21 protein-coding genes and 3 tRNA genes are annotated in these 24,879 nt (G+C 55.2%); 15 read left to right on the forward strand and 9 right to left on the reverse strand.

The features are described 5' to 3' along the window. Positions 1-78: 78 nt before the first annotated feature. On the forward strand, positions 79-351 hold the full coding sequence (locus tag FMM01_RS02665; RefSeq protein ID WP_027828981.1) for a hypothetical protein: 273 nt from the start codon (positions 79-81) through the stop codon (positions 349-351). Between the two features lie 231 nt (positions 352-582). On the opposite strand, the gene carB is transcribed toward FMM01_RS02665, so the two are convergent. From carB to FMM01_RS02685, 4 genes are read right to left on the reverse strand one after another with little or no spacing between them, the layout of a single operon-like run. After that, positions 583-3,798 carry a carbamoyl-phosphate synthase large subunit gene (carB, locus tag FMM01_RS02670; RefSeq protein WP_150391597.1) on the reverse strand — a complete coding sequence of 1,072 codons (3,216 nt, stop codon included), beginning with the start codon at positions 3,796-3,798 and terminating at the stop codon, positions 583-585. Further along, positions 3,791-4,885 (reverse strand): carbamoyl phosphate synthase small subunit, encoded by a 1,095-nt coding sequence (locus tag FMM01_RS02675; protein ID WP_150391598.1) that lies wholly within the window; start codon positions 4,883-4,885, stop codon positions 3,791-3,793. Before FMM01_RS02675 ends, carB begins: the two co-directional genes overlap by 8 nt. Before the next feature lie 4 nt (positions 4,886-4,889). Continuing rightward, positions 4,890-6,182, reverse strand: a complete 1,293-nt coding sequence (locus FMM01_RS02680) for a dihydroorotase (RefSeq protein ID WP_150391599.1) — start codon at positions 6,180-6,182, stop codon at positions 4,890-4,892. Between the two features lie 2 nt (positions 6,183-6,184). Then, complete coding sequence (locus tag FMM01_RS02685) at positions 6,185-7,129, reverse strand: aspartate carbamoyltransferase catalytic subunit (protein WP_027828977.1); 945 nt, start codon at positions 7,127-7,129, stop codon at positions 6,185-6,187. Positions 7,130-7,508: 379 nt separating this feature from the next. On the opposite strand from FMM01_RS02685, the gene FMM01_RS02690 reads away from it, so the two are divergent. The 4 genes from FMM01_RS02690 to FMM01_RS02705 all read left to right on the forward strand — a co-directional run bounded on the left by FMM01_RS02690 (position 7,509) and on the right by FMM01_RS02705 (position 10,478). Beyond that, positions 7,509-8,414, forward strand: a complete 906-nt coding sequence (locus FMM01_RS02690; RefSeq protein WP_063516207.1) for a phosphate ABC transporter substrate-binding protein PstS family protein — start codon at positions 7,509-7,511, stop codon at positions 8,412-8,414. A gap of 201 nt (positions 8,415-8,615) precedes the next feature. Further along, positions 8,616-8,688, forward strand: a tRNA-Val gene (locus tag FMM01_RS02695). Between the two features lie 103 nt (positions 8,689-8,791). Next, positions 8,792-9,022 (forward strand): DUF1858 domain-containing protein, encoded by a 231-nt coding sequence (locus FMM01_RS02700; protein ID WP_150391600.1) that lies wholly within the window; start codon positions 8,792-8,794, stop codon positions 9,020-9,022. Continuing rightward, a complete protein-coding gene (locus FMM01_RS02705) occupies positions 9,015-10,478 on the forward strand; it encodes a DUF438 domain-containing protein (protein WP_150391601.1) in 1,464 nt (487 codons plus the stop codon). Before FMM01_RS02700 ends, FMM01_RS02705 begins: the two co-directional genes overlap by 8 nt. Here FMM01_RS02705 and FMM01_RS02710 read toward each other — a convergent pair. Next, a complete protein-coding gene (locus tag FMM01_RS02710) occupies positions 10,475-11,170 on the reverse strand; it encodes a hypothetical protein (protein ID WP_150391602.1) in 696 nt (231 codons plus the stop codon). The two genes, FMM01_RS02705 and FMM01_RS02710, sit on opposite strands and share 4 nt — an antisense overlap. Positions 11,171-11,339: 169 nt before the next feature. On the opposite strand from FMM01_RS02710, the gene metK reads away from it, so the two are divergent. Together metK and FMM01_RS02720 are read left to right on the forward strand one after the other, a co-directional pair. Further along, positions 11,340-12,533: a methionine adenosyltransferase gene (gene metK / locus FMM01_RS02715; RefSeq protein ID WP_150391603.1), complete on the forward strand. Its 1,194-nt coding sequence runs from the start codon at positions 11,340-11,342 to the stop codon at positions 12,531-12,533. A 320-nt stretch (positions 12,534-12,853) separates the two neighbouring features. Beyond that, positions 12,854-14,377 carry an MDR family MFS transporter gene (locus tag FMM01_RS02720; RefSeq protein WP_150391604.1) on the forward strand — a complete coding sequence of 508 codons (1,524 nt, stop codon included), beginning with the start codon at positions 12,854-12,856 and terminating at the stop codon, positions 14,375-14,377. Here the strand turns inward: FMM01_RS02720 and FMM01_RS02725 are convergent. Further along, on the reverse strand, positions 14,328-14,996 hold the full coding sequence (locus FMM01_RS02725; protein WP_051225365.1) for a phosphatase PAP2 family protein: 669 nt from the start codon (positions 14,994-14,996) through the stop codon (positions 14,328-14,330). The genes FMM01_RS02720 and FMM01_RS02725 overlap by 50 nt on opposite strands. 104 nt (positions 14,997-15,100) lie before the next feature. Between FMM01_RS02725 and FMM01_RS02730 the strand changes: the two genes are divergently transcribed. From FMM01_RS02730 to FMM01_RS02750, 5 genes are all read left to right on the forward strand, one after another. Next, on the forward strand, positions 15,101-16,141 hold the full coding sequence (locus FMM01_RS02730) for a glucosaminidase domain-containing protein (RefSeq protein WP_146994987.1): 1,041 nt from the start codon (positions 15,101-15,103) through the stop codon (positions 16,139-16,141). A gap of 304 nt (positions 16,142-16,445) precedes the next feature. After that, complete coding sequence (leuS, locus tag FMM01_RS02735) at positions 16,446-18,857, forward strand: leucine--tRNA ligase (protein WP_027828970.1); 2,412 nt, start codon at positions 16,446-16,448, stop codon at positions 18,855-18,857. Positions 18,858-18,978: 121 nt separating this feature from the next. Beyond that, positions 18,979-20,637 carry a putative polysaccharide biosynthesis protein gene (locus tag FMM01_RS02740; protein WP_223849995.1) on the forward strand — a complete coding sequence of 553 codons (1,659 nt, stop codon included), beginning with the start codon at positions 18,979-18,981 and terminating at the stop codon, positions 20,635-20,637. Next, entirely contained in the window at positions 20,634-21,353 is a 720-nt protein-coding gene (locus tag FMM01_RS02745; protein WP_223849996.1) for a pseudouridine synthase, read from the forward strand. The genes FMM01_RS02740 and FMM01_RS02745 overlap by 4 nt, the downstream gene beginning before the upstream one ends. A gap of 101 nt (positions 21,354-21,454) precedes the next feature. Continuing rightward, complete coding sequence (locus FMM01_RS02750) at positions 21,455-21,769, forward strand: SHOCT domain-containing protein (RefSeq protein ID WP_223849997.1); 315 nt, start codon at positions 21,455-21,457, stop codon at positions 21,767-21,769. 8 nt (positions 21,770-21,777) lie between these two features. Here the strand turns inward: FMM01_RS02750 and FMM01_RS02755 are convergent, their stop codons facing one another. Both FMM01_RS02755 and FMM01_RS02760 read right to left on the reverse strand, forming a co-directional pair. Then, positions 21,778-21,966, reverse strand: a complete 189-nt coding sequence (locus FMM01_RS02755; RefSeq protein ID WP_150391606.1) for a hypothetical protein — start codon at positions 21,964-21,966, stop codon at positions 21,778-21,780. A 75-nt stretch (positions 21,967-22,041) separates the two neighbouring features. Further along, a tRNA-Leu gene (locus FMM01_RS02760) sits at positions 22,042-22,127 on the reverse strand. A 104-nt stretch (positions 22,128-22,231) separates the two neighbouring features. Here FMM01_RS02760 and FMM01_RS02765 point away from each other — a divergent pair. Further along, positions 22,232-23,044: a hypothetical protein gene (locus tag FMM01_RS02765; protein ID WP_150391607.1), complete on the forward strand. Its 813-nt coding sequence runs from the start codon at positions 22,232-22,234 to the stop codon at positions 23,042-23,044. 67 nt (positions 23,045-23,111) lie between these two features. Here FMM01_RS02765 and FMM01_RS02770 read toward each other — a convergent pair whose 3' ends face one another. Next, on the reverse strand, positions 23,112-23,960 hold the full coding sequence (locus tag FMM01_RS02770; protein WP_150391608.1) for an NAD(P)H-hydrate dehydratase: 849 nt from the start codon (positions 23,958-23,960) through the stop codon (positions 23,112-23,114). Between the two features lie 71 nt (positions 23,961-24,031). Between FMM01_RS02770 and FMM01_RS02775 the strand changes: the two genes are divergently transcribed. Next, positions 24,032-24,117: transfer RNA gene (locus FMM01_RS02775), tRNA-Leu, on the forward strand. A gap of 243 nt (positions 24,118-24,360) precedes the next feature. After that, positions 24,361-24,783 carry a hypothetical protein gene (locus FMM01_RS02780; RefSeq protein WP_150391609.1) on the forward strand — a complete coding sequence of 141 codons (423 nt, stop codon included), beginning with the start codon at positions 24,361-24,363 and terminating at the stop codon, positions 24,781-24,783. Positions 24,784-24,879: the final 96 nt, after the last annotated feature.

The following is a 24,879-nucleotide window of genomic DNA, read 5'->3' on the forward strand; positions in this document are numbered from 1 at the left end:
CGGTATGGTTTATCCTTTATAATTACAGTCAGCGTTTCCACTACAACTTGCATTTTCCATTCAAAGGAGGACCTCCACATGCTCAACCCCTTAATCATCGGCCACATCATCTTCGGTCTCGCTTCATTCGCCGGTGCGCTGCTGCTCGCGGCGGGCTTCAAAGATACTTTCCACACCCTCACCAAGCTCCAACAGTCCGGTATTATCCTAACGGTAACGGGCTTGTTTGCTACCTTGGCGTTTGCCATGGGGGCTAACGGCAACTGGCTGGCGACGATTGTTTTCGTACTGATCGGGGCGGCAGCGCTTGGGCTGCTGGTCTGGCCGGGGCATCAGGCGTCGCGTAATTAAGCGGAAGGGCGACATTTTTTAGCGAAAATCTAATTAGGGTATAGACATAAAGTCCACATGGTGCTATATTTAATCGTGCCAGGACCCCTAGCCTGGCGCAATGCAATTTCCCTAATATTTTCCCTCCCCAGAGAGAATAGACAGACGGTCCTCCGCGTGTAATCGGAGGGCCTTTTTTTGCGCCAAAAAAGTCCCCTGCGAGCGCAGGAGACGTGTTTAACAAACAAGCTGTTAGATTGGCTGGGTGGCAAAGCTTTGGGCCTCCAGGACCTTCAGAATGGCACCAGCGGTGTCCAGACTGGTCATCAGGGGGACGCCATGTTGGATGGCGGTCTCGCGGATGCGGAAGCCGTCGCTGGTACTTGTGCGGTCCAGGGTCATGGTGTTGATCACCAGTTGCAGGCGATGCGCGGCAATGGCGTCCAGAATGTCATCCGGTACTTTGCCGGCGTCTGCCCGGGCATTTTTTTCACTCTTTGGTTCAGACACTTTAGCCATTGGGATCACCCGGATGCCGGCTTCTTTCAGCACTTTTGCGGTGCCGGTCGTGGCGGCAATCTGGTAACCGACTTCGTGGAAATGGTGGGCCAGTTTGATGACTTCTGCCTTATCGCTGTCTTTAACGGTCAGCAATACCGTACCAAAGGCGGGGAGGTGGGTGTGGCTGGCTTCGAAGGCTTTGTACAGTGCTTTAGCCAGTGTTGTGTCGCTGCCCATGACTTCGCCGGTGGACTTCATTTCCGGTCCGAGCAGGCTGTCGACATGGTTCAGCTTATTAAAGCTGAAGACGGGTGCCTTGACGTGGATTTCGCCGTGGTGCGGCTGCAAACCTGGCGTGTATCCTTGGTCAATGAGTGACTGACCGAGAATGGCCCGGGTGGCGACTTGGGCCATGGCAATATTCGTCACTTTGCTGAGGAAGGGAACGGTCCGGCTGGCCCGGGGGTTGACTTCGATGACATAAACCTGATGATCATGGACAATGAATTGCACATTCATGATACCGATGCACTTCAGCGACCGAGCGAGCTCCGTCGTGTAGGTGGTGATCTGGTCAATAATATGCTGATCGAAATGCTGGCTGGGGTATACGGCCATGGAATCGCCGGAATGGACTCCGGCACGTTCGATGTGTTCCATGATTCCGGGAATCACGACATGGTCGCCGTCGCACAGGGCGTCGACTTCGCATTCCCGACCGACCAGATATTGATCCACCAGGACGGGGTGATCGTGGGAAACGGCGACGGCCTCATCAATGTAGTGAGCCAGTTCGCCAGCGTCGTGGACGATCTCCATCGCCCGGCCGCCCAGCACGTAGGAGGGTCGGACCAGGACGGGGTAGCTGACCCGTTCCGCGACAGCCAACGCTTCATCCTTGGTGGTGGCAGTGCCGCCCACCGGTTGGGGGATTTCCAGTTTCTTGATGACCGCATCGAAGAGATCACGGTCTTCAGCCCGGTTCAAGTCAGCCACTTGCGTGCCGAGGATCTTAACGCCATGGGCAGCCAGCGGTTCAGCCAGATTGATTGCTGTTTGCCCGCCGAATTGAACGATGACGCCCAGGGGCTTTTCGACATCAATGACGTTCAGCACATCCTCCAGGGTCAAGGGTTCAAAGTAGAGCTTATCAGAAATTGAAAAGTCGGTCGATACGGTCTCGGGGTTGCTGTTCATGATGATTGCTTCGTAACCGGCGCGCTGAATAGCCTTGACGGAGTGGACGGTGGCGTAATCGAATTCCACGCCTTGGCCGATTCGAATTGGACCGCTGCCGATGACCAGAATACTGGGCTGGGCGCTGCGGCTGCTTTCGGTTTCCTGTTCATAGGTACTGTAGAAATACGGCGTTGTGGAAGCAAATTCGCCAGCACATGTGTCGACCATTTTGTATACCGGCAGCATTTTGTTGGTCACCCGCAGCTGACGTACAGTATCCATATCCGTATGCCATAACTGGGCGATAGTTTCATCCGCAAAGCCGTTGCGCTTGGCCTGGTGCAGCACTTGGACATCCTGGACATGGTCGCGCAGATCACTTTCCAGTTGGACGATATGTTGGATTTTGGCCAGAAAGAACGGGTTGATGTGGGACAGTTCAGCCACTTCCGGGACGCTGTAATCCCGCCGGAAGGCTTCGGCCAGATAGAAAAGCCGTTCGTCTGTCGGGGTGATGAGATGGTCTGACAGATCCTGTTCACTAATGTGCCGGTATTTTTCGCGATATAGATGGATCGCACTGACTTCCAGGGAGCGGGTGGCTTTCAGCAGGCTTTCTTCCACGTTGCGGCCAATGGCCATCACTTCGCCGGTGGCTTTCATCTGGGTGCCGAGGGTGCGGTCGCCGTTTTCGAATTTATCAAACGGGAAGCGGGGAATCTTGCAGACGACGTAGTCCAGCATCGGTTCGAATTCAGCATAAGTGGATTGGGTGATGGGGTTCTTGATTTCGTCCAAGTGCAAACCGACGGCGATTTTAGCCGCCATTTTGGCAATGGGATAGCCGGTGGCCTTGGAGGCCAAGGCACTGGAACGGGACACCCGGGGATTAACTTCAATGATGTAGTATTGGAAAGAATTCGGGTCCAGTGCCAGCTGCACGTTGCAGCCGCCCTCGATTTTGAGGGCCCGGATGATGCGCAGCGAGGCATCCCGCAGCATTTGGACTTCCTTATCGGTCAGCGTCTGCACCGGGGCGAAAACGACGGAATCGCCGGTATGCACACCCACCGGGTCGAAGTTTTCCATGTTGCACACGACCATGGCGTTATCGGCCGCGTCGCGCATCACTTCGAATTCGATTTCCTTGAAGCCGGCGATGGATTGTTCGATCAAAATTTGGGTCACGGGGCTCAGACTCAGGCCGTTTTCGGCGATCGTTGCCAGTTCCTCATCGTTATGGGCAATGCCCCCGCCGGTACCGCCCATGGTGAAGGCGGGACGGATGATGACGGGATAACCGATTTGGTGGGCGACCTGATAGGATTCGTCCATAGTAGTCGCAATGTGGGATTCGGGGATCGGTTCGCCCAGGTTTTGCATCAATTCTTTGAATTTCTCGCGATCTTCGGCTTGATCAATGGCGGAGAGTTTGGTGCCCAGCAGTTCGATGTGCAGGGCATCCAGAATGCCGGTTTTCGATAATTCCATGGCCAGATTCAGACCAATTTGGCCGCCCAGGGTGGGCAGGATCGCATCGGGTAATTCTTTGCGCAGGATGCGCGATAGAAATTCCACGGTCAACGGTTCGATATAAACTTGATCGGCGATTTCTTTATCCGTCATGATCGTGGCCGGATTGGAGTTGACCAGCAGGACTTCGTAACCTTCTTCCCGCAGGGCAAGACAGGCTTGGGTGCCGGAGTAGTCGAACTCGGCGGCCTGGCCGATGATGATTGGGCCGGAACCAATGACGAGAATCTTGTGAATATCTTGCCGTTTAGGCATGGGTGGCGACTTCCTTTCTTTGCTGCTGGAATGTGGTCATCATATCCATGAAGTCATCGAAGAGATGGTTGGCATCATGGGGGCCAGGGTTGGCATCCGGGTGGAATTGGACAGAAAAGGCGGCGTATTCTTTGTGCCGCAGTCCTTCCACCGTGTGGTCGTTGATTTCTTCGTGGGTGATCAGCAGCCGAGTTTGGTCAATGGAGTCTGGTGACACCGCGTAGCCGTGGTTCTGACTGGTGAAATCGATCCGGCCGGTGGCAATTTCCCGCACTGGATGGTTGAATCCGCGGTGACCGAATTTCATTTTGAAGGTATCGGCGCCGTTGGCCAGGGCAAAGAGCTGGTGACCGAGACAAATACCGAAGAGCGGCATTTTTTGTTCAATCTCGCGAATCATCGGCAGGGCGTAGTCGACGCTCTTGGGATCGCCTGGACCGTTGGACAGCATCACGCCGTCGGGATCCAGGTGCGCGATCTGGGCGGCGGTGGTGGTGGGCGGTACGACGATGACGTTGCAATCGCGTTTGGTCAGTTCCCGCAGAATACTTTGCTTGAACCCGAAGTCTACAACGACCACTTTCTTGCCGGTGCCGGGTACGGGGAAGGGCATCGGGGTCGCGCTGGTGCTGACTTGGTTGGTGGGCAGCTGGGTGGTTTGCAAACGGGCCAGGGCCGCGCTGTCGGCGTGGTCCACCAGCATGGCCTTCATGGTGCCGGCAGTCCGGATCTTCTTGGTCAGCGCGCGGGTATCCACGCCCTGAATGCCAGGAACGCCGACTTCTTTCAAATACTCATCCAGGGTCATTTCTGACCGCCAGTTACCGGTGACTGTGGCGGCCTCCCGGACGACAACGCCTTGGACGGTGGGGGTGATGGTTTCGAAGTCATCCCGGTTGATGCCGGCGTTGCCGATCAGGGGATACGTGAAGACGATGATCTGGCCGTTGTAGCTCTGGTCCGTGAGGGTCTCTTGGTACCCGCTCATGCCGGTATTGAAAACCAATTCGCCGATGTGTTCGATGTCGGCGCCTAGAGCTTCGCCGGTGAATACGGTGCCGTCGGCTAATACTAAATCGCGTGCCATTGAATTAGTGACCTTCTTTCTGTTGATCATAAACCAGGCGGCCGGCAACGATGGTGGCTTCGGTGCGGCCGTAAACCGTTTCGCCGATGAAAGGCGAATTGACGCCCTTGGAGAACCAGGTGCTGCTGTTGATTTGATAGGGCGTATCTAAGTCCATGATCGTCAAGTCCGCTGGCGCACCGATTTGGATGTGGCCGGCGGGCAGATTAAACGCGGCAGCCGGAATGGTGCTCATGCGCGCCACCAGCTCCGGCAGACTCATCCGGTCGCTGCGCACGAAGCGGGTGTAGAGCAAGGCAAAGGCGGTTTCCAGACCAACGATCCCGAAGGCGGCAGTTCTCATTGTGCCGCCTTTATCCGCCAGGGTATGGGGCGCGTGATCCGTGGCGACCATATCCAGGGTACCGTCCAGCAGCCCTTGGACGACGGCCTGCCGGTCAGCGTGGCTGCGCAGTGGCGGATTCATTTTGAAATTCGGATCATCCCCGGTGATGTCGGTATCTTCCAATAATAAGTGGTGGGGCGTGACTTCTGCCGTGACATGCACGCCGGCCGCCTTGGCTTGGCGAATCAGGTCAACACTTTGGCGAGTCGAAATGTGACAGGCATGGTAGTGCACGCCAGTCGCGGCGGCGAGGTCTAGGTCCCGGGCGAGCTGACTGGATTCAGTCTGGTTAGACATACCGGGCAGTCCGAGTTTATCGGCGACAGGCCCAGCATTCATTACGCCATCCCCCCGCAGGCTTTCATCCTCGATGTGGGCGGCCAGCGGCGCTCCGGCGGCGTGGACGCCAGCCATGGCGGCCATCATCGTGGCGGCATGCTGCACGCCGACGCCGTCATTAGAAAAACCGAGCACACCCATTTTTTTGAACTGCTCAAAATCCACCAAGCGGTCGCTGCGCAGGGCATCCGTGATCGGGGCCCATTGATGGACGTGGACGACTCCGGCCTGCTTATTTTTAGCCAACAGCGCGGCGAGGTCGGCGGCGTTATCCGGCACCGGGGTCACGTTGGGCATGGCGACCACGGTGGTGAAGCCGCCATGGGCCGCGGCTTTGCTACCGGTGGCGATGGTTTCTTTAGCCGTTTGGCCGGGATCGCGGAAGTGGACATGCACATCGACTAAGCCGGGCAGTACGGTACGGCCAGCAGCATCATAAACGGGTGTGCCAGCGGCCGCTGGCAGATCCGTGCCGATGGCGGTGATTCGGCCATTTTGAATGCGAATATCACCATTGAAAGTTTCCGGTCCGACGACATGGGCGTTTTTGATCATTAAGTCTTGGCTGGTCATCGTTATCTCCTTACGGTTGCGGCTTGTGAGGCAGGGACAGCACCGAATTGGCGAGCCTGCATGACGGCTTCGAGCATCGCCATGCGCATGTAGACGCCGTTGTGCATCTGCATGAAAATTCGGGATTGCGGGGCTTCTACCAGGTCGGAGGCGAGTTCCACGTCGCGGTTGACCGGCGCTGGGTGCATGATGATCGCCCGGGGCTTCATGGTGGCGGCCAGGGCATCGGTGATACCGTATTTGGCGTGGTAGTCGGCGCGGGAGAACTCAGCGGTCTCGCCGCTGTTGAAGCGTTCCAGTTGGACCCGCAGCACGTTGAGTACGTCGACTTTCTTGACGAGTTCAGCAAGGGGCAGGAACGGGCCAAATTGCTTGTATTCCGGTGAGAAATATTTCTCTGGACCGGAGAAGAAGACGTTGGCCCCCAGCTTCGTCAGCATCTCGGCGTCGGAATGAGCGACCCGGGAATGGCTCAGGTCGCCGACGATGCCGACATTCAAGCCGGCAAAACTGCCGAATTCCTCGTGGATGGTCATCAGGTCCAGCATCATCTGCGACGGATGCTGACCAGCGCCGTCGCCAGCGTTGACGATGGCCAAGGTCGGGCTGGCAGCCAGCAGCGGTTCGTAGTAGGCGTCGGCGGGGTGGCGCATGACAGCGATGTTCACACCGATGGCCGCCAAGGTCTTGATCGTGTCGCTCAAGGTCTCGCCCTTGCTCACTGACGAGTGGGCCGGGTCAAAAGGAATGACCGTCAGCCCCAGTTTGCGCTCCGCCATTTCAAAGCTGGTGCGGGTCCGGGTGCTATTCTCAAAAAACAAATTAGCAGCATACACGGGGCCGTGTTCGGGCACCGGGGTGCCATTCTTGAACGCCTCGGCGCGGTCGATCAGCGTCATCGCGTCGGCGGGGGAAACCTGGTGGGCAGATACAAAGTTCATAAACATTGATGGGTTGCCTTCTTTTCTTAAATTGGACCCAGGTCCGGCTGGCGGCGTTAACACAGAGCAGGGCGCAAACAAAAAAGTCGCCCGCTACCCAGTTGTGGATAGAAGGCGACCCTAGTCGATCTGTCTGTGTGCGGCGCACCGCGACCTTCTAAGCCTCTCTGGACTCAGTTAAAGGTTCTTAAATTGTGTTCAGCATACCGAATCCAGCGGCCGCTGTCAATGACAACTTTTGCCGAACATTCGCCAATTTACGGTGTGTTTACAATTTTATGCTGAATTTACACGCTGTTTACTGAAACCGGGACATATCGTGAAGTACACCCTGTACACTGAGAGTTGTTAAGAAATGACACAATAACTCAATGAGGTGTGAAGAATGAAAAAGGGTATTTTAATCAGTGCGATCGCGCTGACCGTTGCTGGTCTGCTGGCCGGCTGCGGGAGTCAGAGCGCATCCACAAAGTCCAGTACGGCTAAAGGGTCAACACAAACGAGTACCACGTCGGGGAAAATCGTGGCCGTTGGTTCCACTGCGTTGCAGCCCTTGGCGGACGCTGTAGCCAAGGACTTTCAAGATAAGAACCCTGGCGTGACGATCAATGTTCAAGGCGGCGGTTCCGGCACTGGTCTGGGCCAAATCGCCCAAGGCTCAGTGGACATCGGTAATTCCGATATTTTCGCGGAACAAAAGGGCGGGATCGATGCCTCTAAAGTCGTCGACCACCAAGTGGCCGTTGTCGGCATGGGGCCGGTCGCAAACAAGGATGCCGGGGTCACCAACCTGACCATGGCCCAATTGCGCGATATCTTCACCGGGAAAGTCACCAACTGGAAAGAAGTCGGCGGCAAGGATCAAAAGATCACCGTTGTTAACCGGGCCGAAGGATCTGGTACCCGGGCGACGTTTGAAGCCTCGGTCATGGACGGCAAGGCCGCAGTGAAGTCTTTGGAACAGGATTCTAACGGCACGGTCCAAAAGATCGTCGCTACGACGCCGGGCGCCATCAGCTATCTGGCCTTCTCCTACTTCAAGGATGACCTCCAAGCCTTGAGTATTGACGGGGTAAAGCCCACGGACGACAACGTCACTACCAACAAGTGGAAGATCTGGTCATACGAGCACATGTATACGACTAAGAAACCAAGCAGCGCAACGAAAGCATACATCAAATATATGCAATCCACCGCAGTCCAGGACAGCGCTGTTAAGAAGCTGGGCTACATCAGCATCCACAATATGAAGGTGGTGAAGGATGCCAACAATAAAGTAACGGACAAATAGTCCCATCTCTATCTCTCATCTCCAGAATTTTCTCTCTCAAGAAATTCTGACCATTACGAACATGCGGCAGCAAGGCGGATTAGGTCTTGCTGCTTTTTTGTTTGAGGGCGGAGGCTGCCTAAGGTCAAGTCGTTTTTGTTTAAAAAAAGGCTTGCCTAACCCCTGGTCTTTCCCGTATAATAATTCAAGTCGGTAAGACATGGAGGCTTAGCTCAGCTGGGAGAGCGTCTGCCTTACAAGCAGAGGGTCACAGGTTCGAGCCCTGTAGCCTCCATCATACGGGTCCATCTCAATTATATGAGATGGGCCTTTTTAGTACCCAGTACCGAGGCATCTTTTGATACGATAGAGACAAACAGAAAAGAGGAATCACGCGGATGATACAAATCAAAGCGACCACGCCGGTGTACGACCTGGTCCATGCCCACCCCGACATTGTGGGCATTATGGTGGACATTGGGTTCACCCGCATCGCCGATCCGGCCGTGCTCAATACCGTCGGCCACTTCGTCGATCTGCGCAAGGGCGCGCGGTTGATGCAAATTTCCCTAGCCAAGGTCAAGCAAGACTTTGCGAAGGCGGGATATGAGGTGGTTGATAATGACTAATAGCCCGTTACCTGTACATAACAGTGCCTGGCGTCAGCACCGGATCGTCGAGATTCTGGAATTGCTGCACCATGGCGGTTCCTTTGAAGAAGCCAAGAAAATGTTTGACGACTCCTTCGACGGTGTGGACGTTGCGGAAATTACCACGGCGGAGCGCCAGTTGATTGCCAGCGGCTTGAACCCAATGGAGATTCAGAACCTGTGCAACGTGCATGCCGCAGTTTTTCGGGGCAAGATTACTAACGACAGCAAAACCCCGGAGGAACAGATTCCAGGCCACCCCGTCCAAGTGATGAAGCTGGAGAACACGGTCCTCGCGTCGTTACTCAACGATGAATTACTGCCGACATTGAAGAAATGGATCCAGGACGGGGCCGATAACGACTATTTGCGCCACGCCCTCAAAGATTTGGCCACAATCGATCATCATTATGCCCGCAAGGAAAATCTGATTTTCCCCATCATGGACAAACTCGGCGTCACGGCGCCGCCCAAAGTGATGTGGGGCGTGGATGACGAGATCCGGGGGCTGATCAAACAGGCTAATCAGTTAGTCAATACGGACCCGCTGCCGGATAAGTATGTCATTGAAGCAGCGGTGCAAAAGGCGGCCAAAGAAGTCGACGAAATGATCTTCAAAGAAGACGCGATTCTGCTGCCGATGGTGCTGGAAATATTCACCCCGGCGGATTGGGGAACGGTGGCTGCAGAGAGCGGGCCGATCGGCTATACGCTGATTGCGGAGCCGCTGCCCTGGCAGCCGACTGAGGCGGAACTGGCGGCAGCCCCCAAACGGAACTCCGCGCTGGCCCAGCAGTTGAATGAGAGTGCCCAAGAGCTGGCGGCAGCCCAGGCGCCGCGGCCGGCCGCGCCGCCAGCGCCAGATACGGCGGCGGTGATGGCCCAACTGCACGGCGGCGGCGAAATGCCGGCGTTCGTGAAAGATATGCTGGCCAAGAAAAAAGATCCGCCGACGCCTCGGCGCAAACGGCGCCAAGCAGCCTCCGGACCTTTTATTTCCCATATCACTGCCGACGCGGCCGGCAATGTCCAAGTGGTTTTGCCCACCGGCAGTTTCACCCTCGCCGAGCTGACCAATATCTTGCGGCTGTTGCCGTTTGAGATGACCTTCGTGGATGCCCAAGATACCGTCCGCTGGTTCAGCGATAATCCCGACCGGGTTTTTCCTCGGACCACCGCGGTGATTGGCCGTTTGGTAGTGAATTGTCATCCGCCAAAGAGCGTGGACAAGGTCGAAAAAATTCTCCAAGATTTCCATAGCGGCGCCCGGGATCACGCTGATTTCTGGATCCATTTCCGGGGGCATTACATGTATATCCGCTACTTTGCGATTCGGTCGCCGGAGGGGACGTATTTGGGCTGCTTGGAAGTCTCTCAGGATATCGATCCGATCCAGGCCCTGCAGGGCGAGCAGCGGCTGGACAGTGCCGATTAATGGATCAATAAGCAATACACCACACTGGCTAAGGTTAGAATGCCGCCGGACCAATAGGTTTTACCCTGGGGCATCATGCCGATCAGCGTCGCTAGAACGGGCAGAATTAAGGCTAAGATTGCCAGGTGCGCCCAAGCGAGGCCGATGGCGAGAATCGCGGCTGAGGTCGCCACGGCGATCGTGAGCCGAATCGGCCCGCTGCTGATGCCTGCCATCGTTTCGTTCGCAGCGAGACTGAGGAGCAGGATCAGCGGCCAAAACAATGCGGGCAGGTAAAGCCCGCCCTCAGCCACGGTGTAGAGGACGATACTGAGCAGGAATGGCGCCAAGCCGTAAGCAATTACCGGCAGCAGCTGCTGTTCCAACGGCCGGCGGGCGAGGACCGGCGGTGCGAGCCAGAGGACAGCGGCCAGGACCACCAGCACCGGCATGAACCAGTTGCTGGTCAACCCGGCGAGCACCCCCAGCACCAGATTGAGTCCGAGCCAGAGAATGATCAGATTGGTCTTAGGATGGCGGGGCAATAACCATTCCTGGTATAAAATGTTGGCAATAGCCGCCAAAGAAACCAGGGTCAAAGCACCCCAGCGGGCAAAGTGGTTATTCTGCCAAGCCAATAACCAGGGCGCCGCCAACAGCACTCCGGCACAGCCGGCTAGATGGAGCCATTTTTCGGTTGTTGTTTCGGACATGGAACGGGCACCTGCTTTTCTAAAAACTTCCCTTCCATCATACCGTAGTCGGCGGCCTCTGGCGAATTGGATTGTTGGTATTTGCTGGTAAATGTGTTAATATTGGCAAGTTACAATTCCCGATAGGTGACGGCCAAGGCCGTGCCTTGTAACCGAAGAGGGGGAAACCATGGAAAAATGCTTATTCACTTCGGAGTCTGTCTCCGAAGGCCATCCGGACAAGATCGCTGACCAGATCAGCGACGCGATCCTGGATGCGATTCTGACCCAAGACCCGCAGGCGCGGGTGGCGGCCGAAACGGTCGTCTCCACGGGCTTAGTGCTCGTGACGGGAGAAATTTCAACCACGGCTTACGTGGATATTCAACACATCGTTCGCCAAACGATCAAGGACATCGGCTATACCGATAATCGGATCGGTTTTGACGGCGACAGTGTGGCAGTGCTTTCCGCCATTGACGAGCAATCGCCGGATATTGCCCAGGGAGTCAACGATTCTCTGGAAGCGCGGGAGCAGGATACGGATCCGCTGGACAAAATTGGCGCTGGCGACCAGGGCATGATGTTTGGGTATGCCACCGATGAGACACCGGAATATATGCCGCTGCCCATCGAGCTGGCGCACAAACTGATGCGGCGGACGGCGCAAGTACGCAAGCAGGGGATCATCCCTTACCTGCGTCCGGATGCCAAGGCCCAGGTGACTGTGGAATACGGCACCGACGGCAAGCCCGCCCGGGTCCATACCATCGTTTTGAGCACGCAGCACGATCCTGATGCGACACTGGACCAAATCACTGAAGACGTGACGGAGCATATCATTTTGCCCGTGATTCCGGCCAAGTATTTGGACGGAAATACCCGCATTCTGATCAATCCCACGGGCCGCTTTGTGATTGGCGGCCCCCAGGGGGATTCTGGGTTAACCGGCCGGAAGATCATCGTCGATACTTACGGCGGAGCGGCTCGCCATGGCGGTGGGGCGTTCTCTGGGAAGGATCCGACGAAAGTGGACCGCTCGGCTAGTTACGCCGCTCGTTATATTGCAAAAAATGTTGTGGCAGCCGGATTGGCCCATCAGATCGAACTGCAGATTGCGTATGCTATCGGGGTGGCCGAGCCGGTCTCCTTGGCGGTGAATACCTTTGGGACCAATACGGTGCCGGAGGACGCGATCGTGCAGGCCATCCGGGATAATTTTGATTTACGACCAGCCGGCATCATCAAGATGCTGGACTTGCAGCGGCCGATTTACAAGCAGACCGCGGCTTATGGTCATTTTGGACGTACAGATGTCGATTTACCGTGGGAGCATTTGGATAAAGTGCCTGCGTTGAAGAAATTATTGCCTGGCAATAACTAATTCAGTAACCGGCGAGTTTTAAGAGGCGACCAAACACAGAGTTTTTTTCTGTGGGGGTCGTCTTTTTTGTGCCCAGAGGGCTCAGGCGGCCGTTCAGAAGCGTAGGCGTAAGGCAGAGCGCCCTTAGGTTTTTGCCCGCTCTGCCTTACGCCCTAGCTTCTGGCCGCCTGAGCCCGTTTCCGCAGGGGCGGCTAGAAATGTGCTCTGCTTCGCCGTGCCAATGCTCCGCTTGCTGCGCATTGGCACTCGGTTCTCTAAACGAAGTGGGCGCTGCTGAAAAACTGACATACAAAGAATATATAGGGGGAATCGTCAAAATAATGACTAAAAAGCAAACAAACGTCGCGGTCACGACTGCGGCTATCTTCGTCGCCACATTCATGACCGCCATCGAAGGGACCATTGTCTCCACGGCGATGCCGACGATCATCGGCAGTCTGCATGGGGTGGAATTGATGAACTGGGTCTTTTCGATCTATCTGCTGACCAACGCGATGGTTACGCCGGTGTATGGTAAACTGGCCGATGCCATTGGACGCAAACCGGTGTTGGAAGTGGGACTGGTGATTTTTATTGTCGGCTCCTGCTTGGCCGGGTTGGCCCAGAATATGATCCAGCTGATTGCTTTCCGAGCTTTGCAGGGGATTGGGGCCGGCGCCATCATGCCGGTCACGTTCACCATCATCGCGGATATTTATCCAATTGAAAAGCGGGCTAAGGTGCTGGGCTTCAACGGCTCGGCCTGGGGCATCGCGTCGGTCATCGCGCCGCTTTTGGGCGGCTTTATCGTGGAGCGGTTGTCCTGGCACTGGATCTTCTTTATCAATCTGCCGGTGGGACTGATCACCATTGCCTTAGTGCAGTTCTTCTTCTTTGAAGAAAAGCAGACCAGGGCCGTGCAGATCGACTACCCCGGCGTGTTCAGCCTGCTGGTGACGTTGTTTGCCTTGATGATCGGCTTGCAGCTGCTCACCGATGCCGGCTCGCGGCCCATCGCCTTTGCCGCGTTGGTTCTCTCGGTTGTCGGGTTAGTCGCCTTTATTCGCCTCGAAAAAAAGGCCAGCGATCCGGTGATCGATCTGGCCCTTTTCAAAAATCGGTCCTTTGTGATCCAAAATAGTGTCGCGGCCCTGGTGTCCGGCTTTCTGATCGGCTTCGAATCCTACATGCCGATGTGGATGCAGGGTATTCTGGGTTTGCCGGCATCCATGGGCGGCTTTGCCGTCACGCCCAGCTCTTTGATGTGGATCATTGGCTCGTTTTTGGCTGGTCATTTGCTGGTGAAGTGGAGTCCGAAGCATCTGCTGACGATTGCCTTGGCCTGGCTGCTGGTCGGCGCCACTGCGTTGGCCATCGTACCAGTGACCACACCCTTCGTCGCGTTCCTAGTGATTGCCGGCTGGCTGGGTTTGGCTTTCGGCTTGATCATCACGATCACCACCGTCACTGTCCAGAACTCCGTGGCGCAATCTGAAATCGGCGTGGCCACGTCCTTCAATACGCTGAGCCGGACGCTGGGTCAAACCTTGATGGTCTCCGTCTTCGGGATCGTTTTGAACACCCATTTTGCCCAAGGTGTCGCCGGTCATGCGGGCTTAACGACGGATATGCTCAACAAACTGATTGATCCGCAAACAGCGGCCCAATTACCGGCTCATCTGCTGCCGACGCTGCGCAACATTCTCTACAGCGGGCTGCACGGCGTGTATATCGTCGGGATCGGCATCATTGCCATTGCGCTGCTGTGCAATCTCTTTGATGTACCGGACAAACTGCGCTCCCGGGCAGCGGGGACTAAGACCGCCCACGCCCGGCGCTCTGCCGCCCAGCAAGAGAATTCTTAAGCCAGGTTCGCCGGGCAATCAGCCATAATACGCAGATGTGGCCCCAGCCCAAGAACCAGCCGGCTAAGACGTCGGTGGGGAAGTGGACATGGACGTAGATGCGGGAGAACCCGATCGACAGGATGAAGGCGGTGAGTAAAATCACCGCGGTGGTCCGCCACCAGCGGGAGCGCTGGGTGACCAGCAGAAATAGGATCAGTGCGCCGTAAATAGCGATGCTGCTGTCCGAATGACCGCTGGGGAAGCTGTAGCCGCCCTGTTCAATGAGGTGGGGCAGCGTCGGCCGGGCCCGCTGAATGATCAATTTGATGATCAGGTTGAGCAGACTGGCAGCACCGCCGGCTAAACCGACGAAAAGACCCCAGCGCCACTGGCGGGTACTGATCAATAGGATAATGATCAAAGCGGTAACGGCGATCAAACTCAAAGGATTCGCCGACTGGGTGATGGTCAGCATGATCTTGGTCATGGTCGGATTCGTTACCCGGTTCGCTAACTGCTGACCGGCATGGTCGATCACAGTGATAAAACCAGCATGGGTGGCGACGCCAATCAGCAGGACGATAAATACCGCGTAATTCAAGATGGTCAGCCATATCGCTCGGTGTTGCGCATTCATTAAATATAAACATCCTTTCGAACTTTTACTCCACAGCGGGCATTGAGTCCATTATAATAGAAACAGCTGAGAAATTACGTCATAAAAATCAAGGGTGGGTAATAGTGGCAAGTCGAGTTGCACGAATTCAAGGATTGAAGCGCGCCAAGAAGCAGTTACGCCGCAAACAATTATTGGCCGGGACGGGCACAGTCGCGGCTGTATCCAGTTTGGGTGTGGGCATTTTAGGGGCTGTTCACGGTCGTGCCCAGGCCACTGGGCAAAGCGTTTCTGCCCCGCCGCAGGCGACGGTATTCACTAATACGGACGAGTCGCATACCCAGTTTATCAAAACGATTGGCGACTCCGCACGGGATTTGGCCGCAAAGAATGACTTGTACGCATCGGTCATGATTGCCCAGGCAATTCTGGAAAGCAGCTGGGGCCAAAGCGGGTTAGCCGCCGCGCCGAACTACAATCTCTTTGGTATCAAGGGCAGCTTCAACGGCCAGTCCGTGAGCATGGCGACCCAGGAAGACGACGGTACTGGCAAACGGTATACGATCCAGGCCGGTTTTCGCCAGTATGATAATTACACCCAATCGCTGCAGGATTACGTCAATCTGCTGAAGCAGCCGATGTATACGGGGGCCCATAAGCAAAATGCCGCCACCTATCAGGATGCCACGCAGTTTCTGACCGGCCGCTACGCTACCGCCACAGATTACAATACCCATTTGAACACCCTGATCGACCGCTACCATCTGACCGATTATGATCGGCCGGCCGGCAAGCTGGTCGTGACCACATACACCGTCAAAGCCGGTGATTCCGTGGACGGCATTGCCGCCCAATACGGCGTGAGCGCGAGTCAGATCGTTTCTCTCAATAATCTGGATGCGCAAACGATGCTGATCTTTCCAGGTCAGGTGTTAAAAGTGAAGGAACAATACGTTCCCACTGAACCGACCCAACAGACCAGTCAAGCTCAGCCGGCCGCGGCCAAGCAGCAGCCGGTGACTTACGATCATACCCACACCGTGACTGCTGGTGAGTCCATCGCCAGTATCGCGGCCAAGTACCAGATGTCCACCGATACGTTGAAGTCCGTCAATGAGTTGCAGTCTAACTTAATTTTGGTGGGGCAGACATTAAAAGTCCGTTAGACCTTGTATCCCATACCAGCCTATGGTATTGTGGGAGCAATTGATTCAAGCTAAAGGCGTCTAAATGAGTAACCGGCAAGAGCGCTTCAGAGAGACTGCGGTGGATGCGAGCAGTTGCCTTGGCCCCGGTGAACTGGTTAGACTTGCCGTGCAACTGAACTGATAGTAGGTTGGACCGCTGGGTGCGTTATCCCCTTGAGTGCGTCGCAAGACGAATAATAGGTGGCACCGCGGGTTTAACCGTCCTATGGAACTGCATAGTTTCGTGGGGCTTTTTTTATACATTTGAGGAGGAAAGACAAACATGGCGTACAATCACCGTACCGTCGAGAAAAAATGGCAGCATTATTGGGCGGAACATCATACTTTCAAGACGACAGAGGACCCCAATAAGCCGAAATATTATGTCCTGGATATGTTTCCGTACCCGTCCGGCCAAGGTCTGCACGTGGGTCATCCCCACGGCTACCTGGGCACCGATGCGATTGCCCGCATGAAACGGGCCCAGGGTTTTAACGTTCTGCATCCCATGGGCTGGGACGCCTTTGGCCTGCCGGCCGAAGAATATGCCATTAAGACGGGTCATGATCCGGCCACGTTTACGGAGCATAATATTCAAACGTTCAAGCGCCAGATGAATTCCATGGGCCTGTCCTTTGACTGGGACCGGGAAATCAACACGACGGATCCCAATTACTACAAGTGGACTCAGTGGATCTTTGAACAGTTGTACAAAAAGGGCTTGGCCTATGAGGCGGAAGTGCCGGTTAACTGGAGCCCGGATCTGGGTACTGTCGTGGCTAACGAGGATATTGAAAACGGCAAGACGGAGCGGGGCGGCTATCCCGTCTACCGCCGGCCGATGCGTCAGTGGATGCTGAAGATCACCGCCTATGCCGACCGCCTGTTGGCTGATTTGGATGATCTGGATTGGCCGGAAAACATCAAGGAACAGCAGCGCAACTGGATCGGCCGGTCTGAAGGGGCCCAAGTAACCTTCAAGATCGCTGATTCGGATAAAACCTTCGATGTTTTCACCACCCGGCCGGACACCCTGTTCGGCGCGACCTATACCGTTTTGGCCCCGGAATCGGAATTGATCAAAGAGATCACCACGCCGGAACAAAAGGCCGCCGTGGATGCTTACGTTTTAGCCACTGAACGGAAGAGCGAGCTGGAACGGACGGAATTGAACAAGGAAAAGACTGGTGTCTTCACCGGCGCTTACGCCATCAATCCGGTTAATGGCAAGAAGCTGCCAATCTGGATCGCTGATTATGTTTTGGCGGCCTACGGTACTGGGGCAATCATGTCCGTACCGGCTCACGATGACCGAGACTACGCCTTTGCTAAAGCCCATGACCTGCCGATCATTCCCGTTCTGGAAGGCGGCAATGTCGCCGAAGAAGCCTTCACCGGCGACGGTGCCCACATCAACTCTGGTTTCTTGGATGGGCTGCATAAAAAAGAAGCCATGGCGCGGATGATCAGCTGGTTGGAAGCCCACCACGTCGGGGACCGCAAAGTGTCCTACCACATGCAGGACTGGGTCTTTTCCCGGCAGCGCTATTGGGGCGAACCGATTCCCGTGATCCATTGGGAAGACGGGACAACGTCACTCGTACCAGAAAAAGAGCTGCCCTTACGCCTGCCGCCGGCGACAAATATCAAACCCTCCGGCAAACCGGAAGGACCCTTGGCTAACTTAACGGATTGGGTGAACGTGGTCGGCCCCGATGGCCGCAAGGGCAAGCGAGAAACCAACACAATGCCCCAATGGGCGGGGTCTTCCTGGTACTTCCTGCGCTACATCGATCCCCATAACAACGAAGCTTTGGCCGACTTTGACAAATTGAAGCGCTGGCTGCCGGTGGATCTCTACATCGGCGGCGCGGAACACGCCACGCGGCACTTGCTGTATGCCCGCTTCTGGCACAAGTTCCTCTACGACATCGGTGTCGTACCCACCAAGGAACCGTTCCAGCGGTTGGTTAACCAGGGCTTGATCCTGGGTGCCGGGCACGAGAAGATGTCCAAGTCCAAGGGCAACGTCGTTAACCCCGATGATGTCATTCGGGAATACGGCGCCGATTCCTTCCGCTTAATGGAACTCTTCATGGGTCCGCTAGAAGCTTCTACACCGTGGAGCGAAGACGGTATGCATGGGGCCAAGAAGTTCTTAGACCGGGTATGGCGCCTGTTCATCGATGACGACGACAAGCTGCGGGATCGGATCACGACCATCAATGACGGCCGCTTGACTAAGATCTATAACCAGACCGTGAAGAAAGTCAGCGATGATTTCGGTGCGCTGCACTATAACACCGGGATTTCGCAACTGATGGTCTTCGTCAATGAAGCCCAGAAGGTGGATGATCTGCCGGTGGCTTATGTGGAGGGCTTTGTCCAATTACTGGCACCGATCGCGCCGCATATGGCCGAAGAGTTGTGGCAAAAACTGGGCCATGACACTTCCGTTCAGCTGGCTCCCTGGCCGAAGTACGATCCCAGCCAATTGACTGAGGATACGGCGGAGATCATCGTCCAAGTCAATGGCAAGATGCGCGGCAAGTTCAGCGTTGCCCGGGATACACCGAAGGATGAACTGGAGAAGCAAGCGCTGGCCAACGAGCACGTGCAGAAGTTCATCGGTGACGGCACTGTGCGCAAAGTGATCACCATTCCTAACAAAATCGTTAATATTGTTGTGAAATAACGACGGATCCAGGTAACACGTCCTCTTGGGGCGTGTTATTTTTTTGCCTGACTAGTCAGCGTTCCCAATCTTGGGTAAAATAAGGGCATTGCGGTTTATTGACGGTGAAGGAGAATTGGTAATGATGTCTGAAGAAAAACAGCCGGATGTCCGGACTAAACCGAAGCAGGACGCGAATTCGGACCGAAAGTCCCTCTTGGTCGGTTCCGCCTGGATGACGGCCGGCAGTATCATCTCCCGGGTCCTCGGGGCAATTTATGTGATCCCTTGGGGCATCTGGATGGGCACCCATTATCATTCAGCCAACGCGTTGTTTGGGCGCGGCTACAATATTTATAGTTTGTTCCTGATTATTTCAACGGTGGGGATCCCCGGGGCGATTTCAAAACAGATTTCGCACTATAACTCATTGAACGAGTACGGAATATCCCGGCGGCTGTTCTATCAGGGATTGATGCTGATGGGCGGCATGGGGGTCGTGACTGCGGGGGTGATGTACCTCGGGGCGCCGGTCCTGGCGGCAGGGGACCCGCGGATGATCCCCATTATCCGCTCACTGAGCTGGCCGCTGCTCTTGATTCCGCCGCTGAGTATTTTGCGCGGGTACTTCCAAGGTTTTGCTGAAATGGCCCCCAGTGCGATTTCTCAACTGCTGGAACAAGTTGCCCGCCTGGTCTACATTCTAGGCGCCACCTTTGCCATCATGAAAGTGATGGGCGGCAATTATATTGATGCCGTGTCCCAGTCCACCTTTGCGGCCTTCATCGGAGCGGCTGCCGGCCTGGTGTATTTGGTGTATTTATACATGCGCCAGATTCCTCGGATGAACGCGGCTATTGCGCAAAGTGATCAGAGCCTGACCGTGTCGACCCGCCAGATCATTACGGATATCATTCGGCAGGCGGCCCCGTTCATTATTTTGGATGCCAGTATCACGTTGTATCAATTTTTTGATCAGTATACGTTCAACCCGTTCATGGATATGTTCTATAAATTGACCCGGGACCAAAATGATTATTTCTTCCAATTATTCGGGTTCAACAGTAATAAATTGGTGATGATCATTGTCTCATTGGCGGCGTCCATGGCGCTGACCGTGGTGCCGCTGCTGTCCGCAGCCCAGGCCCGTAACGACATGAAGAGTGTGCGGGAGCAGATCAACAACACCTTGGAGCTGTTTTTCTTTGTCATGCTGCCCAGCTCGTTGGGCATGGCCGCGGTGGCTCAGCCGCTGAACACGGTGTTTTATAAGTACGACGCGATGGGCACAATGGTCTTGCAGTTCAATTCGTACATCGCCATCATCATGGGGCTCTTCACGGTGCTGGCGGCGATCTTGCAGGGCGTCTACCTGAATAAACAGGCGATTCGCTACCTGCTGTATGGTGCGATATTTAAAATTACGCTGCAGTATTCCTTTGTTTACTACTTTGGCGTCTTCGGCCCTCTGGCGACCACGGGTATTGGCTTCCTGGTCAGCTGCGGGTTCATGATTGCGCTGCTGTACCGTGATTTCCGCTTCCGCATGGGTGATCTCATTCGCGGCACCACGCAGATTCTCGTTTATGCCACGATCATGTTTGCCGTTGTCACGCTGGCTGTTTTCTTAATGAATATCGTTTTCCCCGCCCGGGATCGGATGTTAGCGATGGTCGAATTATTGCTGGCCGCCGGCCTTGGCGCCGCGGTCTACGGTTATCTGGTGCTCCGCTTCCGGGTTGCTGATCGGCTGCTGGGCGCCCGCGTCGCGGGTATTCGAAGGAGGCTGCATATCAAATGATGCGTATCGATAAGTTTCTGGCCCACCTGCAACTGGGCAGTCGGGCGGAAGTGAAAAAATTGCTCCGCGGGGGCAGTGTGACCCTCAATGGCACCACCGTGACAGATCCGAAAACCAAGGTGGACCCCGATCAAGATCAGGTGGCCTTGGGTGCTGAACCATTGGTGTACACTCAATATGTGTATTATGTGATGAATAAACCGGCGGACGTGATTACGGCCACCAAGGATGCCAAGGCAACCACCGTGATGGGCTTGCTTCCGGATGAACTCTATCGGCCGGATATTGCCCCGGTGGGCCGGCTGGACAAGGACACCACCGGGCTGTTGCTGCTGACCAACGACGGCGAATTAAGTCACCGGCTGCTCAGTCCTAAGTGGCACGTGAATAAAGTCTATGTGGCCGGGTTAGATGCCCCGGTGACCCCGGCGGATGTCCGCCAGTTCGCGACCGGTATTCACCTGAAAGACTTCACCGCCGCGCCAGCGGCCTTAGTGCCGTTACCCGGTCAGCACGCCCAGGTAACCGTGCATGAGGGCAAGTTCCACCAGGTGAAGCGGATGTTCGGCGCGGTGGGTAAAGAAGTGCAGTCGCTGGAGCGGACCCAATTCGGCCCGCTGGTTTTGACAGATGACCTGCTGCCCGGCGCGGTGCGGCCGCTCCATCCTGATGAGTTGACCGCCATGATGACCGCGGCTCAGTTGGTGAGAAAATAAAAAAGGCGCCTCCGCGGATAAAAAAATCTACGGAGGCGTTTTCTGTGGCTGATCGGGGACTGTGCTAAAATTATGGTATAGGGAAAGGCGGGTGGCCAGTCGTGCGGCAGAGTTCAGGTGAATTAGGTTGTTGGGGCGCGTTCGGGGTCCTGTTGATCATCGCCCTGGTGGTTCAATATTGGTACGTCGTCGTCGCTCTGGCCGTCATTGCCGGTGCAGTCTATTGGTATTTGCAACGGCAAAAGGCTGAGGCGGCCGCCGAACAGGCGGAAAAGCAGCAGGCCCAGGAAAAAGAGGCAGATACCATCGCCAAGATCAAGGCGTATAAGCAGCTGCTGGATGATGGCGCGATTACCCAAGATGAGTATGATCGGAAGAAGAAAGACCTGCTGGGTGATGAGTGGGATAAGTTTTAGGCTGCAGGCTACTTTTTTCTCAGCTTGAATAAATTGGGGATCAAGGCGGCAACCGCGACTGAGAAGGCAACAATGGCCGTGGATTGCAGCAGCTGCCAGCCGGCATAGCCCATTAAGATAAAGAATACAAAGCCAACGAAGACACCAGCCAGGTAGCGCAGAATCGCAATTTCTCTGGGGCTCAAGTTGAAGTTCATGACCCATTCCTCCTGTCAGCGCTTTCTGCAAGCAACACAAAAAAAGAACTGCAATAATGCAGTTCTCCGTGCGAGTGCCGGTGGCAGGAGTCGAACCTGTACTCGGTGTAAACCGAACAGCGACCTGAACGCTGCGCGTCTGCCAATTCCGCCACACCGGCATGCAACATTAATATGTTATCAGATAATCACTGCTTTGCCAAGCCCTAAAAGCGAATTCATTTGGGTCAGGCCGACAAAGCGCGTTTTGAAAGGGGACTTTACCATGCGCATCAAACAAATTGCGGCATTTGCCCTGGTTTTGACCGCTCTGCTGGGCGGTTGCCAGAAACCGGCCAGCCAAGCCAAAGAATCCAGCAGCGCCAGTGCTAGTCAAGTCAGCAAGAAATCAGAAGCTGAAAGCTCGAGTTCAGAAGCCAGCGCTTCCTCGTCAACCAGTACTGACCAAGTCCAAGCCGCCACGACCCGGATCGCTGAGTTAAACAAAAAGTTGACGGATGTTTTGGGTAAAATGCCGCTGCCCCAAGCCGATGGGCTCGGTGCCGGCAGTGATCATCTGAATATCCGCTATGCCCAAACCGATACCAGCAAGACCATCTACTACAGTGTCGGCGATCAGGCAGAAGCGTTCAACGCGGCCTCGCTGCAAAACGAATATCCCTATGCCACATTGACCGAAACAACCTATGCGAATAATGACGCGGCCGCTGGTCAGGTGAATTATCAGCAAAACGCCGCCGGTTTGCCCACGACTGATCTCGGCAGCGGCGTTACCGGCACGATCGATGCTGGCGCTGGTCAACGGTACTTGCATTGGAACAAGGGCCAGTGGTCGTTCCTCGTTCATGCGGCGGCAGTGAACGGAGAAGATCCCGTGGCGACAGGGAAGCAAATCGTTACGTGGGCGAATCAATACGCACTGCCGGATGCCCGGGGTGCAGCTGAATTAGAAGTGGGGACCAGTTTCGCGGCCTTGAACCAGAAGTTCACATGGCAAGTCGGAAACAAGGTCTATCAAGTTCAGGCGCACAGTGCGGAGACGGCAATGAAGATGATTGCCAGTATGAAGACTGAATAGTGGAACAAATCCCTGACCGCATGGCATTAGCCGCTCAGTCAGGGATTTTTCTGTACTGCCCCGCAGCCTATGATTGGCTTAACCGGCGCATATACACCGACACGTGATCGATCACCATTGTCGGCAGGGTGACATACTCAGTCTCGGCTAATTGGTCGGCCACCGCCGAATGCGTGAACACCGCCGCTGCAATCGCTTCTTCTGACCAGCCGAATTGGGCAGCAAATGCTGCGATGATCCCTGTCAGTGTATCGCCAGTACCGCCGGTGGCTTGGCCGGGATTGCCGGTCGTATTCTGCCAATAGTCCTGACTTCCCGGGGTGTACAACGTTGTCCGGGCACTTTTGTGGACAAGAATCGTTCCTGTCGGCAATGTGTTCATATAGGACTGAATTGCCTCCGGCGTTTGGGCCGCAATCTTGAGCTTGCTGAGCCGGGCAAATTCCATCTCGTGGGGTGTCAGAATGATATGGCTGGCGGGCCACTCAATTTTCTTCTTGGCGGCGAGCAGGGTCAGCGCCGATCCGTCGATGACGACCGTTTGCTGGTCAGTCACGTGGGTCAGCGTAAATTCCAGGGTCTCCGCTGATTCTTGATCGGTGCCAAGACCAGGACCGATGACGACCACCGTCGCGCCGGTGATCAGTTCCGCCAGCATTTTGTGGTCCGTATAGTCAATGGCCATCACTTCAGGGTAGCGGGTATGCAGGGGCGTGAAATTCACCGGCCGGGTAGCCAAAGTCACCAAGCCCGCGCCGGCATGAACAGCCGCTCCGGCGCTCATGATCCCGGCACCGCCATACTGGTCGTTACCGCCGACCACCAGAACGTGGCCGAAACTGCCCTTATACGTATCCCGCGCCCGCGGCCGTACGACGCGCCGGGCCAGTTGTTCCGTAATCAATCTTTTTTGCAAAATAATTCGCCTTTCTGCAGAAAAGGACTTGGCAAGCCGCCCTTTTCCTGATAATATATTTAACGTTGCTTGCCGGTGTGGCGGAATTGGCAGACGCGCAGCGTTCAGGTCGCTGTTCGGTTTACACCGAGTACAGGTTCGACTCCTGCCACCGGCATAGTGATCCCCTGACACATGATTTCGATGATGTGTCAGGGGCTTTTTTTGTGGAGAAAAACGATTCGACTGCCGTCATCCGTCACTTCTATTCTACAGCATTTGCCTGTTATTGCTGGGGTCTGAGTACTACTCGGAAAATCTGCAAAATTTTTTGCCAATTAATTGCTACCGTGCCCTTGCACCGGAAAAAAAGGTGCTACCATATCGTTAAACACATGGGGGAATGACGATGTACAGCTATATGAGACGGTCAGACTTTGATGGGTTGGACAAGGCGAAAGACCTCATGACAAATCAGCTGACGCTTGAAGAAGTCGATAAGCTCAAGGCGTGGATGCCAGAAGTCATGGGCCAAATTACTAACCACACCTTTGCCTGGGAGGCCATGACTTATCACCAAGTCAAGCAATTAGCGGATATCTGGGACACGAATATTGGCTATCCGGCGGTGACGGATGAAACAATCGATCCCGAGTTGACACGCTACATCCACCGATTGTTTGATACGTTAGCGCAACTGTATGATCAACTGCCGGATGCGGCGATGAAAGCTGCTTGGGACGTCATGACGGGGATGATTTTGCAGACGCCCGAAATATTGGTGTCCAGTTTTGAGAGTTATACGAAAGCGTCAGACAAAAACGGAGTGACTCGTGACCGGTAAGATACAGTCGTGCTGGCAGGTTGAAAAAACCTGAAAATCAGCGCGTCCGTCAACATTTGGTGGTGTATATTAGTTATGTAAGCGCGAGACCACTTG

Source organism: Schleiferilactobacillus harbinensis, from assembly GCF_008694105.1.
GTDB classification, from domain to species: domain Bacteria; phylum Bacillota; class Bacilli; order Lactobacillales; family Lactobacillaceae; genus Schleiferilactobacillus; species Schleiferilactobacillus harbinensis.